The 13,391-nt window shown below is 72.8% G+C and carries 9 protein-coding genes; 3 read left to right on the top strand and 6 right to left on the bottom strand.

Going from position 1 to position 13,391, the window contains the following annotated elements; all coding sequences use genetic code 11:
• Positions 1–379 precede the first annotated feature (379 nt).
• The 5 genes from NYZ98_RS39550 to NYZ98_RS39530 form a co-directional block, all read right to left on the bottom strand.
• Positions 380–1,285 (bottom strand): S41 family peptidase, encoded by a 906-nt coding sequence (locus NYZ98_RS39550; protein WP_262850366.1) that lies wholly within the window; start codon positions 1,283–1,285, stop codon positions 380–382.
• Between the two features lie 368 nt (positions 1,286–1,653).
• Entirely contained in the window at positions 1,654–3,225 is a 1,572-nt protein-coding gene (locus NYZ98_RS39545) for a PQQ-dependent sugar dehydrogenase (protein ID WP_262850364.1), read from the bottom strand.
• 423 nt (positions 3,226–3,648) lie between these two features.
• A complete protein-coding gene (locus tag NYZ98_RS39540; RefSeq protein ID WP_262850362.1) occupies positions 3,649–4,401 on the bottom strand; it encodes an SDR family NAD(P)-dependent oxidoreductase in 753 nt (250 codons plus the stop codon).
• Positions 4,402–4,507: 106 nt separating this feature from the next.
• A complete protein-coding gene (locus NYZ98_RS39535) occupies positions 4,508–5,329 on the bottom strand; it encodes an SWIM zinc finger family protein (RefSeq protein WP_262850360.1) in 822 nt (273 codons plus the stop codon).
• A 1-nt stretch (position 5,330) separates the two neighbouring features.
• Positions 5,331–8,357, bottom strand: a complete 3,027-nt coding sequence (locus NYZ98_RS39530) for a DEAD/DEAH box helicase (protein WP_262850358.1) — start codon at positions 8,355–8,357, stop codon at positions 5,331–5,333.
• A 162-nt stretch (positions 8,358–8,519) separates the two neighbouring features.
• Between NYZ98_RS39530 and mmuM the strand changes: the two genes are divergently transcribed.
• The 3 genes from mmuM (at position 8,520) to NYZ98_RS39515 (ending at position 11,587) form a co-directional block, all read left to right on the top strand.
• A complete protein-coding gene (gene mmuM / locus NYZ98_RS39525; RefSeq protein WP_262850356.1) occupies positions 8,520–9,404 on the top strand; it encodes a homocysteine S-methyltransferase in 885 nt (294 codons plus the stop codon).
• Between the two features lie 135 nt (positions 9,405–9,539).
• The gene (locus tag NYZ98_RS39520) at positions 9,540–10,280 is read left to right on the top strand and encodes a GltB/FmdC/FwdC-like GXGXG domain-containing protein (RefSeq protein ID WP_262850354.1); all 741 of its coding nucleotides are present in this window, start codon (positions 9,540–9,542) and stop codon (positions 10,278–10,280) included.
• Positions 10,277–11,587: an FMN-binding glutamate synthase family protein gene (locus tag NYZ98_RS39515; RefSeq protein ID WP_262850352.1), complete on the top strand. Its 1,311-nt coding sequence runs from the start codon at positions 10,277–10,279 to the stop codon at positions 11,585–11,587. The genes NYZ98_RS39520 and NYZ98_RS39515 overlap by 4 nt, the downstream gene beginning before the upstream one ends.
• An 87-nt stretch (positions 11,588–11,674) precedes the next feature.
• Here NYZ98_RS39515 and NYZ98_RS39510 read toward each other — a convergent pair whose 3' ends face one another.
• On the bottom strand, positions 11,675–13,132 hold the full coding sequence (locus NYZ98_RS39510) for an MFS transporter (RefSeq protein ID WP_262850350.1): 1,458 nt from the start codon (positions 13,130–13,132) through the stop codon (positions 11,675–11,677).
• Between the last annotated feature and the right edge of the window lie 259 nt (positions 13,133–13,391).

The raw sequence follows: 13,391 nt of genomic DNA, 5'->3' as shown, positions 1-13,391 counted from the left end.
TCCGGGTGCTCGGGCACCTTGGGGGGGCCCCCCCCCGGGGGGGGGGGGGGGGGGGGGGGGGGCCCCCCCGGCCCCGCCACCACCGCGAGAACGCCCGCCCGACCCTGGCGTCCCCGCCGGCCACCCGCATGCGCGGACGGCCGGTCACCGAGGTTCAGAGAGAGCGCTCTCTCATTAATGTACCCGCTTATCCGGTCATTCGCGACCGATATTCCGCGCGGTATCACTTCAATGCGAATAAGGCCGTGAGCAGCCATGGGCCCTCCCCCGCGAGATCACGGCCCGCCCCCCGCCCGGCCACCGCCGACCACGCCACCGCGGGACGCGCGGGACTTTTCCCTCCGCTCATCCCCCGACGGGCGCCCCGGGTCACACCGTGTCAGTCCGCCAGCCGGGCGAGGGCCAGTGCGTGCGCCTGGTCGAGGGACTCGGCCGCGGCGCAAGGGACGTCCGGTTGCACACCGGTGCCCTCCCAGTTCGCGCCGGAGACGGGGTTGATGGCGCGGCCGGTGGGGATGGTGGCTTCCAGGTGGGGGTGCACGGTCCAGCCTTTGCACGGGTGTGCGCCGCCGCGGGTGGGCTCGCCGACGACAACGGCGCGGCCGAGCTGTTGCAGGTCGTAGGCCAGCTCCTCAGCGGCGGAGAAGGTGCTGTCACTGGACAACACGTACAACGGTTTGCTGCCGCCGAAACGCGCGCCGGGAACATGCGGAAGGCTCCAGGACTGCTCGCTGCGCTCGCCGCGGCGCCAGTACATGGTGTTGAGGTGGGTGCGCTCGTCCAGGAGGTAGCTGCAGACGAAGGCGACGGTGTCCGGGTCGCCGCCCCGGTTGGCGCGAAGGTCCACGATCAGCGCCTGGGCTCGGGAGGCCAGGGTGAGCGCGGCGCTCAGCGGTTCGGCGGCCCACTCCAGCGGAAACAGCATCGGCGCCAGCTCCACCACGGCGACCCCTCCGTCGAGCAACTCCACCCGGGGCGCACCGCCCAGCGAGGTGTCGAAGTCCCGGCGGATGGAGTCCAGGGTCGCCGCGCCCTGCTCGGGGGAGACCGGGTCGGCGTGGTGCTTCAGTCTCAGGTGTTTGTCGTCGTTGACGGACTGCAGGTCCACGGTGACCAGACGGGCGAGTTCCTCGGCACCGTCGACGTCATAGGCGCCCTCGGCGAGGCGTCGCTGGAGCAGGCCGGCGAGCTGCTCGGCTATCTCAGGGAAAACGTAGTGCTCGGTCAGCAGCCGGGCTGTCTCGTCGATGACAGGGGCGGGCTGAAGCTTCGTCAGAGTCGTCACGGCAGGGAGTAGAGCACTGCCCTGACGAAAACGTCAAAGCATTCGTCGGCACAGTTGCGGCATCCATTGACCACTCAGCACTTCACGATTCGCGCGAATCCGCCGACATGATGTGCTCGCACCACCTGCGTTGCCACTCAGAAGCACCGCAGGGCCCGGGCACCAGTCCCGTGCACGGGAATCACTCGGCGCTCCCTTTCTGCCAGCATCGGATTCTGGAACGCCCGGAGCGCGCCCTGGTAAGCGCCTTGTACACCTCGTGTAACCATCGCCATGTAGCGTACGGCGGCGGTACGACACGGTCGGCTTCCGTGGCTGTGGCCGCTGCTCGTGCCCTGGGGCGCTCCATCTTGCCGGGGCGGTGCCGGTCAGGTGCCGATGGCGCAGGTGTCTTTGTTGAGGGTGAATCGGGTCGGCAGGGACGCGTCACCCGTGTGGCTGGCCAGGTAGCCCAAGGTGACGCTGCGGCCAGGGGGGATGGAGCCGTTGTACGAGGCGTTCACCGCGGCGACGACGTTGCTGCCCTGGGTGAGGTCGGTGTTCCAGTCCGAGATGACGGTCTGGCCGGGTGCCAGGGGGAACACCAGTCTCCAGCCGTCGATCGGCGTGGTCCCGGTGTTGGTGATGGTGATGTCGACGGTCATTCCGGTGCCCCAGGCCTGCTTGGTCAGGTTGATCCGGCAGGTCGGCGCGGCCCGTTCGAACGACACCCGGTGCAGCCCGCCGGGGAGGTCGTTGACGACGTAGAACTCGCCCTTCGTGGTGGTGCCGAACGCGGTGACCTGCGTGGGCATCTGGCCGATCTCGGCCTGCTGGTAGCCGCCCCGGCCGTCCTCGCGCAGCGCCCACACGGTGGAGGAGCAGTAGTCGGTGGCGATGTAGGTGCCTCCGACCAGGTCGGCGAACCGCTCGCCGCGGTACACACGTCCGCCGATGACCGCGCAGCCGCCGGTGTACGGCGAGTAGGTGAAGACCGGCTTGGTGTACTGGACGTCGGACCGGCACTGGGCCTGGTCGAACACCTCCAGCCCTTCGTAGCACGACCAGCCGAGATTCGCGCCGGCCTGCCGCCCGGCCTTGATGTGGTCGATCTCCTCCCACCTGCCCTGGCCGACGTCGCCGATCCACATCGAGCCGTCCGCGCGATCGATGGAGAAGCGCCAGGGGTTGCGCACGCCGTACATCCAGATCTCTCCGCGCGCGCCCGCGCGGCCGGCGAACGGGTTGTCCGCGGGAACGCAGTAGGCCAGGGAGCCGCATCTGCGGCTCACGTCGACGCGCAGGATCTTGCCGAGCAGGGTGTCCAGGCGCTGCCCGGAATCGAAGGGATCTCCGGCGCCGCCGCCGTCGCCGATGCTCCAGTACAGGTAGCCGTCGGTGCCGAAGACGAGATTGCCGCCGTTGTGGTTGTCGTTCTCGGCGTGCTCCTGGGAGAGCAACGGTTCGAGGCGCGCGTCGTCCAGCCGGTATCGGGCCAGGGTCACCGCTCCGTCCGGCAGCGCGGTGTACGCGAGGTACAGGTCCTGGCTCTGGGCGAAGTCGGGCGCGAGGGCGATGCCGAGCAGCCCCCGCTCGTTGCCGGATTCGTCCACCGACGCGGTGATGTCGATGATCGGATCCTGCGCGAGACCGGTGTCCGGGTGATAGACGCGCACGGTGCCGCGCTTCTCGGCGATGAACAGCCTGTCGGTGCCATCGTCGGGTGTGGCGATGGCTATGGGACGTCGCAGCCCGAAGGCGACCTGGGTGGTGGTCGCGTTGATCTCTTCCAGCGGCACGGCGGCGGCCCGCGGTGCCGGCGCGCCCCTGTCCGCGACGGACGGAGCCGGGACGGATGGGGATGTCGTCGCGGCGGCCGGTGGGGTGAACGCGGTCACGGGGGCGAGCAGGAGCAGGGACATGGCGAGCAACGCGCGAGCTGCCCAGCGATTTCCTGACAAGTCGGCCTCCAGGGACGGGCTACGTCGGCATCCGGGGCGCATCCACGTAACACGCCCGACCCGGTCGCATTCCGCCTTAGATGACCGGAGTACGACGCCGACCGCGCGGGTTCCATGCTCTGACGCGCCCGTCCGGACGGTATCGGTCGGCCGCCGTCACGACCAGGCTCGCGGCCGCGACTCCCGTCCCGGGAGGCGACGACAGGCCGCCATGGCCGCTCTCGTCCACCCTGACCATGGACGATACGAGCACCCGCCGGCGAGGACCGGCACTGGCCCGATGAAAAGTACATCGCCACGGGACCGACCGGCTGGAGTGCGGGCGGAGACCGCAGGAGCATCGGCGGGATCCGGCCGCCCACCATGCCGCCGGCTCCGTGGACGGCGATCCTCCTCATCGGCCTTCTCCCTCTGCCGCGTCGGCTATGGCATCCATTTGCCGCCTGCCACGTCGATGGTGAGCCCGGTCAGCCACGAGGATGCCTCAGAAGCCAGGAAAGCGGTCAGATTGGCCACGTCGAGCGGGGTGCCGAGGCGGCCGAGTGGGTGCTCGGCGAGCATGCGATCCTTGAACTCCGCCGGCATCCGCTCCTCCAGCCGCTCCGTCATGATCGTTGACGGGGCGACGCAGTTGACCCGGATGCCCAGTGGGCCCACCTCCTGTGCCAGCTGCCGGGTCAGCGCGACTATCCCCGCCTTGGCCGCCGTGTACGCCACCGAGGCGGGGGTCGGCGTGCGGGCGGCCAGCGACGACATCGTGATGATGGCGCCGCCGCGACGTTCCCGCATACCGGGAAGGAAACTCTTGACGACCAGGAACGTCGAGGTCAGGTTGGCGTCCAGTGTGGCGTGCCAGTCTTCCTCGCTCGTCTCGTCGATCGGCCGCGGCCTGCCCGTCCCGCCTCCGGCGAAGATCGCCAGTACGTCCACCGGGCCGAGTCGCCGTTCCGTCTCTTCGCGCATCGCTTCGATGGCCGCGAAGTCGGTGGTGTCGGCGGCCAGGCCGATCGCCGTACCCTCGACGCTCTTCACCGTGGCGTCGATGGCGGCGGGGTCGCGGCCGTTCACCACCACCCGCATGCCCTGAGCGGCGAGGACCCGGGCGGCCTCACCACCGATGCCGCCCGAGCCGCCGGTGACCAGCGCGACCTTGCCCTGAAGATCCGAATAGCTCATGGCCTTGTCCTCTCCGTGTCCACGCCCCAACGATTCCCGACAGGGCGGCTCCGCGGATCCATCGCATGGCCTAATGATCCGTACGCCACCAGGAGTAGGCCGGCCTTCAGGCGGGCGGGCCGAGCTCGCGGTAGGCGGGGCGGAGGATGTCCAGCAGGGGGATGTGCCGCACCTTGACGGGCGGGGGCTCCAACGCGCGCAGCAGGAGTTCCGGGGGCGCGCCCGGCGTGCCGGGCCGGGGACGCAGCCGGCTCAGCGGCACCGAGGCCGAGTAGAAGTCGTTCACCCGCTCACCGAGCGGCACGTCGTCGACGTGCAGCGGATCGGGGGCGTCGTCGTCGCCCGGCAGCCCGCGCAGGGCGTCCAGCAGGTCCTCCTTGGCCCGCCCGCGCCAGGCGAGCACCAGGAACGGGTCCTGGTCGAAGGACTCGGCCAGCAGGTAGAGCACGGCCGACAGGTGCTTGCAGGGGAAGCCCCAGTCGGGGCACGAGCACTCCATGTCCAGCTCGGCGGGGAACAGCGGCAGCCCGACCGCGTCGAAGACCTCCACGATCTCCGGGGGCATCTCCCCCGCCAGCAGCTTCGCCCGGTACAGCGCCCGGCCGGCGAGGGCCTCCTCGATCCCCGCCCAGTCGTCCGCCCCGTACGCGGGGATCCGCACCGACACCTCGTACGGAGAAGGACGCGACCCCTGGACGGCGGCGCCGACCAGGCCGGGCGACAGGTCGATCCGCAGGACCTGGCCCTTCCTGGCGTACGCGCGGCCCCGGCTCAGCCGGCCGGAGTCGCACACGCGCTCCAGGATGTCGATGAACCGGCGCGACCACCACTGCTCGCCGATCGTGCCGCGCCTGCCGCGCGCCCTGATGCCGCCCTCCACCCGGATGGGCGCCGAGGCCTCGAACCAGCCGTCCTTGCCGACCGGCACCTCAGCTCACCGCCTCGGGGCCGAGCCGGAACAGCTCGCGCAGCCTTTCGGTGGACAGCCCGGTGATCCAGTCCTCGCCGGCGCCGACCACGCTCTCGGCCAGCGCCTTCTTGCGCTCGATCATCTCGTCGATCCGCTCCTCCAGGGTCCCGGCGCAGATGAACTTCCTGACCTGCACGTTCTTGGTCTGCCCGATGCGGAAGGCCCGGTCGGTGGCCTGGTCCTCCACGGCCGGGTTCCACCACCGGTCCACGTGGATGACGTGGTTGGCGGCCGTGAGGTTCAGCCCGGTCCCCGCGGCCTTGAGCGACAACAGGAAGATCATCGGCTCGTCCCCCTCCTGGAACCGCTCGACCAGCTCGTCCCGCTTCTTCTTGGGCAGCCCGCCGTGCAGCCACAGCACCGGGCGGTCGAGGTGGGCCGCCAGGTAGGGCTGCAGCAGCGACCCGAACTCGGCGTACTGGGTGAACACCAGGGCCCGGTCGCCCTCCTCGACGATCTCCTGCGCCAGCTCCTCCAGGCGCGCCAGCTTCCCCGAGCGCCCCGACAGCCGCGAGCCGTCCTTCAGCAGGTGGGCGGGGTGGTTGCAGACCTGCTTGAGCCGGGTCATGGCCGCCAGCACGTTGCCGCGCCGCTCGATGCCCTCGCTGCCGTCGATCCTGGCCATCATGTCGGTGACGACGGCCTGGTACAGGCTGGCCTGCTCGGGCGTGAGCGTGCACCAGACCTTCATCTCCTGCTTCTCGGGCAGGTCGGAGATGATCGTCTTGTCGGTCTTCAGGCGCCGCAGGACGAACGGCCCGGTGGCGCGCCGCAGCGCCCTGGCCGCGTCCTCGTCCCCGCGCGCCTCGATGGGCTCCTGGTAGCGGGTACGGAACCGCTTGGCGGGCCCGAGCAGGCCGGGGTTGCAGAACTCCATGATCGACCAGAGCTCGGCCAGGTGGTTCTCCACCGGCGTGCCGGTCAGCGCCAGCCGCGTGCGCGCGGGGATGGAGCGCACGGCCTGGGCCTGCCGGGCGGCGCTGTTCTTGATCGCCTGCGCCTCGTCGCACACCACCCGGCCCCACGCGAACCCCATGAGCGTGCCGACGTCACGCAGGGCGGTGCCGTAGGTGGTGACGACCAGGTCGGCGTCCCGCACGGCGGCGGCCAGCTCCTCGTCCCGCTTGCGCGTGCCGCCGTGGTGGACGTAGACCCGCAGCGAGGGGGCGAACCGCGCCGCCTCCTTCTGCCAGTTGCCGACCAGCGACATCGGGCACACCAGCAGGGTCGGCGGCACCGGCCCATCCGTGCGCTCGTCCAGCAGGAGCGACAGGGTCTGCGCGGTCTTGCCCAGGCCCATGTCGTCGGCCAGGATCCCGCCGAGGCCGACGCGGGACAGGAAGCTCAGCCACGACAGGCCGCGTTCCTGGTAGGGCCGCAGGACGCCGTTGAACGCGGCGGGGGTGGCGACGGCCGCGAGGCGCCGGTCGGCCTCGCCGGACAGCAGGTCCCCGAGCGGGCCGTCGGCGTCCACGGCGACCAGGGGCAGCTCCTCGTCGCCGCCGCCCACCACCTCCGCGATCACCTCGGCCACGGTCATCTCGCCCGCCCTGCGCCGCTCGATCGCCGTCAGCGCCGCCTTGAGCTGCCGGTCGTCCAGCTCCACCCACTGGCCACGCACCCGCACGAGGGGCACCTTGAGCCGGGCCAGCTCCTCCAGCTCCTCCTCGCTGATGGTGTGGTCGCCGACGGCCAGGTCGACGCGGAAGTCCACCAGCTCGCCCAGGCCGAACCCCTGCCCGGCGACCGCGCGGGACGGGGTGGCCGCGCGGGAGCGGGTGGTCAGCCGCAGGCCGATCCCCTTGCGTCCCGCCCAGGCGGGGAGGCTGACCCCGTACCCGGCGGCCTGGAGCAGCGGGGCGGCGCGGCGCAGGAAGCCGAACGCCCACGCGGTGTCCACCGTCATGCCGGACGGCCGCGCGTCGTACAGGGCGGTGTGCAGCTCGGGGCAGAGGCGCACCGCCCGGCCGAGCCCGGCGAGCAGGATCTCGTCCGAGCGCCTGGGCAGCCCGGGGACGCGCTCGCCGTCCCACAGGCGGGACGCGGGCACGTACAGGCTGGGGTCCTCGACCGACTGGAGCGCGAACTCCAGCTCCCAGGCGTCGGCGTCGCCCTCGGGCTCGATCAGGCGGAAGCAGACCCGGATGGGCCCGTCCATCCGGTGGGCCGCCGCGAGCCATTCGCGAAGCGCCCCGCCGAGCTCCGCCGCCTCGGGTTCGCCGGCGCCGGGGAGGGCGGCGTCGCCGGAGGTGAGGGCGGACAGCCACCGCTCGGGCAGGGGGCTCTTGGGGCCGGGCCTGACGCCGCGCAGCAGCCTGTCGGGCAGCGCGAGGCGCACCGCGCCGTCGGCGAGGGCGGCGAGCGACTCGCGCAGCACGCGGGCCGAGGGGGAGCCCTGCCCGGCGGCGCGGCAGGCCGGGGGCATGGCGGTGGCGAGCTCGCGGAACGCGGTCGCGTCCGCGCCGGTGAGCACGGGCCTCCAGCGGGCGGCGTGCGCGCCGTCCTCGATCACGAGCTGGGGCAGGACCCGGCCGCGCCGGACCAGGGCGCGGGCGTGCTCGGCGACCACGGCGAGGTAGCGGAGCGAGGTGCCCGGCCCCCATTCGGGCGCGCCGGGCGCGGGGGGCGGGGGCTCCGTCAGCGCCCCGAGCAAGGCGAGCGCCTCGGCGGGGCCGGCGAGCAGGGCGGGGACGCGCCAGGCGGCGAGCCTGGGGGCGCGCGCCGCGCTCGGCAGCCCCGACTCGGGCGAGGGCAGCGGGCCCTTGGCCGAGCCGGGCAGCCGCAGGGTCAGCTCGGCGGGGACGGCCCGGGCGGCGGCCTCTCCGAGCGCGGCGGCCAGCACGGACGCCGGCGCGGCGAACGGGTGGGCTCTGCCGCCACCCCGGGGTGAGGGGCCCCCACGCGGGGAGGTCGATTCGGGTGGGGAGGTGTCCTCGGCCCACAGGGCCAGCGCGCCGCCCGTCCAGGCACCGTGCACCACAAGCACACAATCACCCCCGGCTGCCGACGCCGTACGACCAACGAGGACCGGGCGGCGCGGGTGTGCTGGGTCACGTGCCGCCGGTCCCGCCCCTGCACCGTACCGGCTCCCGCGGGCTCCGGACGCCATCGCTCCCCCGGAGGCGGCCGCCCCACATAAGGTACAAAGGTGACTTCCCCGCTCGATGAGACCGATGTCATGATCCTGGACGGCGGCCTCGCCACGCACCTGGAGACCCTGGGGTGCGACCTGGGCGACGAGCTGTGGTCGGCCAGGCTGCTCATGGAGAACCCCGAGGCCATCCTCCAGGCGCACCGCGACTACTTCGCGGCGGGCGCCGACGTGGCGATCACGGCGAGCTACCAGGCGAGCTTCGCCGCGTTCATGGGCCGGGGCCGCGACGTGCACGAGGCCCAGGCGCTGGTGCAGCTGTCGGTGGAGCTGGCCACCCAGGCGCGGGACGAGGCCGGCGGGGGCATGGTCGCGGCCAGCGTCGGGCCCTACGGCGCCTACCTGGCCAACGGCGCCGAGTACACCGGGGACTACGACCTGGACGAGGACGGCCTGCTCGCCTGGCACCGGCCCCGCTGGGAGGCGCTGGCCGACAGCGGCGCGGACATGCTGGCCTGCGAGACGATCCCCTCCTACGCCGAGGCGCGCGCGCTCGCGCGGCTGCTGGCGGAGTCACCGCACGTCAACGCCTGGGTGAGCTTCTCGTGCCGGGACGGCGGGCACATCAGCGACGGCACACCGATGGAGGAGTGCGCCGCCCTGTTCGCCGGGAACCCGCAGGTGGTGGCCGTGGGGGTCAACTGCACGGCGCCGAGCCACGTCAAGAGCCTGATCGCCCGGATCACCGGCTCCCCCATCGCGGTCTACCCCAACTCCGGGGAGACCTGGGACGGCGAGGGCCGGCGCTGGCTGGGGCTCGCCGACCCGGTGGAGTTCGGCGCCGCCGCCCGCGAGTGGCGGGACGCGGGGGCCTCGATCATCGGCGGCTGCTGCCGCACCACCCCCGAGCACATCCGGCAGATCCGGGCGAACCTCGGCTGAGCCCCCCGCCCCTGGCCGGCGCCGGCGGGATATGGCCAGCGAGTAACACTGTGGTCATCCGCGAGCACCACATCGGCAACATTGTTCCGGTTCACTCCTGACAGGCACCGATGCAGGCTGTCAACAGGAGGCGCGATGACGTCCCTGCCGCTTCCGCCCGACCAGCGGGCCGGAAGGCAAGGGGAGCACCCCGGCACCGGGGTCAGACTGGACGCCACCGCGATGAGCACCCGGGAGATCAACCGGTCGCTTCAGGCCCTGCCGTTCGGCAGGGTCGTCGTGACCAACCCCGCCGGGCGGCACAACCTCGCGGTGGGACTGGACGCCCCCGTCCGGGTGGAGATCGACGGTCCCGCGGGCTCCTACGCGGGCGGGCTCGGCAAGCAGGCCCGGGTGGTGGTGATCGGCCCCGCCGGGTGCGGCGTGGCCGAGAACCTCATGTCCGGCACCGTCCACGTGCGCGGCCCCGCGGGGCAGAGCGCCGCGGCCTCCGCCCGGGGCGGCACGGTGACCGTGGACGGCGACTGCTCCTCCCACGCGGGGATCTCGCTCAAGGGCGCGACGCTGGCGGTCGGCGGGGACGTCGGGCCGTACTGCGGGACGCTGGCCCAGTCCGGCGTCATCCTGGTCGGCGGCGACGCCGGGCCGTGCCTCGGCGACTCGCTGTACGAGGCGGTCATCTACGTGGCCGGGCGGATCTCCGGCCTCGGCACCGACGCCGTGATAGAAGAGATGACCGAGCACGACGCGCGGTTCGTGAAGATCCTCGCGGACGGGTGCGGGTTCGGCCACGTGTCCCCCGCGGACGTGACGAAGGTCGTCTCCACCCGGCGGCTCTTCCACCTCCACAGCCACGACCACGGGACGTATCGATGAGCCACACCTTCTCTCCGCGTGCCATCGCGGAGATCCAGGAACGTGCCCGGCTCGGGGGCTGCGAGGTGCGGGGCGGCGGCGCCAGGCGGGCCGTCCCGGACTTCGACGACCTGCTCATCCTGCCGGCGGGCCTGTCGGCGGCGCCCCTGGAGGGGTACCGCTCGCGGTGCGAGACCCGCACGGTGCTCGGCACCCGGCACGCCGAGGAGCCGGTCGTGCTGGACATCCCGATCACGATCGCCGGGATGTCGTTCGGCGCGCTGTCGGCCGGGGCCAAGGAGGCGCTCGGCCGGGCCGCGACCATGGCCGGCACCTCGACGACGACCGGCGACGGCGGGATGGCGCCCGACGAGCGCGACTCCTCCAAGACGCTGGTCTACCAGTGCCTGCCGTCGCGGTACGGCTTCGATCCCGACCACCTGCGCTCGGCCGACGCCGTGGAGATCGTGCTCGGCCAGGGCGCCACCCCGGCCGGCGGCAGCGTGCTGCTCGGCCAGAAGATCACGACGCCGGTCGCCTTCATGCGCGACCTGCCCGAGGGCCTGGACCAGCGCTCCGCGAGCAGGCACCCCGACTGGACCGGCCCCGAAGGGCTGCGCGTCAAGATCGAGGAGCTGCGTGAGGTCACCTCCTGGCGGATCCCGGTGTACGTGAAGATCGGCGCGACGCGGGTGGCCTCCGACGTCCGGCACGCCGTCGAGGCCGGCGCGGACGTGATCGTGGTCGACGGCATGCAGGGCGGCACCGGCGCCGCGCAGGACGTCTACATCGAGCACACCGGCATCCCGACGCTGGCGGCGACCCGGCTGGCGGCCGACACCCTGCGCCGGCTCTCGGCCGAGGACGAGGTCCAGCTCGTGATCTCCGGGGGGATCCGCAGCGGCGCCGACGTGGCCAAGGCGCTCGCCCTGGGCGCGGACGCGGTGTCGGTCGGGGTCGCGGCGCTCGTCGCGCTCGGCTGCAACTCCCCCTCCGACGACACCGGCGCGGACGTGAGCCTCGGATACCGCGCGCTCGGCACCGTCCCCGGCTCGTGCACGGCCTGCCACACGGGCGGCTGCCCGGTCGGCATCGCCACGCAGGACGACATGCTCGCCGACCGGCTCGACCCGGACTTCGGCGCCGAGCGGGTCGCCAACTACCTGCGCGCCCTGGCCATGGAGACGGCCATGCTCACCCGGGCCTGCGGCAAGTCCTCGGTCCACGAGCTGGACGCGGGCGACTTGGTCGCGCTGACGGTGGAGGCGGCGGCGATGGCCCGGGTGCCCCTCGCGGGCACGTCCTGGATCCCCGGCGTCACCGGCTGACGGCCCGGACCCCCCGGGCGGCCGGGCGGTGCCGGAGCCGCCCGGTGCCGGAGCCGCCCGGCGGGGCGGGTCAGCCGGCGGGGCGGGTCAGCCGGTGGAGTGGGCGAGGTCGTCGGAGAGCGGGCCCCCGGCCGTGCGGGCGGGCCGCTCGCGCCCCGGGATGAAGTTGGTGATCAGCGCGCCGAGCACGGCCACCCCGCCCGCGATCATGATCGCCACCTGCAGCCCGTGCAGCGAGGGCACCTTGAGCGGCCCGAGCGTGATGGTCATGTGGGCCAGCACGACGCTGATCACGGCGCTGGAGGCGGAGGTGCCGATGGAGCGCATGAGCGCGTTCAGCCCGTTGGCGGCGGCGGTCTCCGACGGCGGCACCGAGGTCATGATCAGCGCGGGCATCGCGGCGTAGGCCAGGCCCACGCCGGCGGCGATGATCGAGGAACCGATGACCACCTGCCAGGCCGACCGCATCAGGCCGAGGGTGGCGCCGTACCCGATGGCGATCACGACGGTGCCGAGCATCAGCGCGACCTTCGGGCCCCAGCGCCGCGAGACGCGGGCCGACAGCGGGGACAGCAGCATCATGACCAGGCCGCCCGGCGCCAGGCACAGGCCCGCCTCGACCAGCGACAGCCCGAGGCCGTACCCGGTCGCGGTGGGGCTCTGCAGGAGCGTGGGCAGCACCAGCGACATCCCGAACATCGCGAAGCCGACGACGACCGAGGCCAGGTTGGTCAGCAGGACCTGGCGGCGGGCCGTGGTGCGCAGGTCGACGAGCGGGTCGCGGACCCGCAGCTCCATGAGGCCCCAGAGCAGCAGGATCACCACGGCGGCGGCGAACAGGCCGAGGGTGAGGCCGCTGCCCCAGCCCCAGTCGCCGCCCTTGGTGATCGCCAGGAGCAGGCAGATCAGGCCGGCGGTGAGCCCGATGGCCCCCGGGACGTCGAACCGGCCGGCGGCGCCCAGCGGCGACTCCGGGACGACGAACGCGACGAGCAGCAGGTCCAGGGCGCCGACCCCGGCCGACATCCAGAACAGGGCGTGCCAGTCGGCGTGCTGGGCGATGAACGCGGCGAGCGGGAGCCCGATCGCCCCGCCGACGCCGAGGGTGGCGCTCATCAGGGCCATCGCCGAGCCGAGCCGCTCGGGGGGCAGCTCGTCGCGCATGATGCTGATCCCGAGGGGGATCACCCCGATCGCGCATCCCTGCAGCACGCGCCCGGCGACCACGGGGACCAGGCCGCTCGACAGGGCGCAGACCGCCGACCCGAGCACCATGATCCCGAGGCTGACCAGCAGCACGCGCCGCTTGCCGTACAGGTCGCCGAGCCGGCCGCTGACGGGGTTGCAGACGGCGGCGGCCAGCAGCGTGGCGGTGATCACCCAGGAGGCGTCGGAGGCCGAGGTGTGCAGCAGGCGGGGCAGGTCGGGGATGAGCGGCACCACGATCGTCTGCATCAGCGACACGACGATCCCGCACAGCGCGAGCACCGCGACCACCAGGCCGGGTCCCCTCGTGCCGGTACCGGGCGAGGGCGATTCGGTCACTGACGGGCCTCCGATACTCGATCACCGTGACGTAAGAACGATACATATCGTCCTTTTCGCGGCGAGCAAGGGGGTCAAATCAACAAAGCAAGCGACCGTTTTGTCAAAATGTCACCACCGGCCCTCGCCACGGACGGTGAGGAGAGGGCGGCGGAAGAGGCGACCATCGACGCGGAGGGGGCGCCTTGGTGATCCGCCCCGAGAGGGCGGAGGCGTGGGGAGGCGTGGGGAGGCCCGGAGGTGCAGAGGGTGGGGGTCC

Origin of the sequence: Sphaerisporangium corydalis (genome assembly GCF_025506355.1) — a bacterium.
Taxonomy (GTDB): domain Bacteria; phylum Actinomycetota; class Actinomycetes; order Streptosporangiales; family Streptosporangiaceae; genus Sphaerisporangium; species Sphaerisporangium corydalis.
The sequence above is the reverse complement of the archived record's forward strand: the minus strand, read 5'-3'. Positions and strand labels throughout refer to the sequence as shown.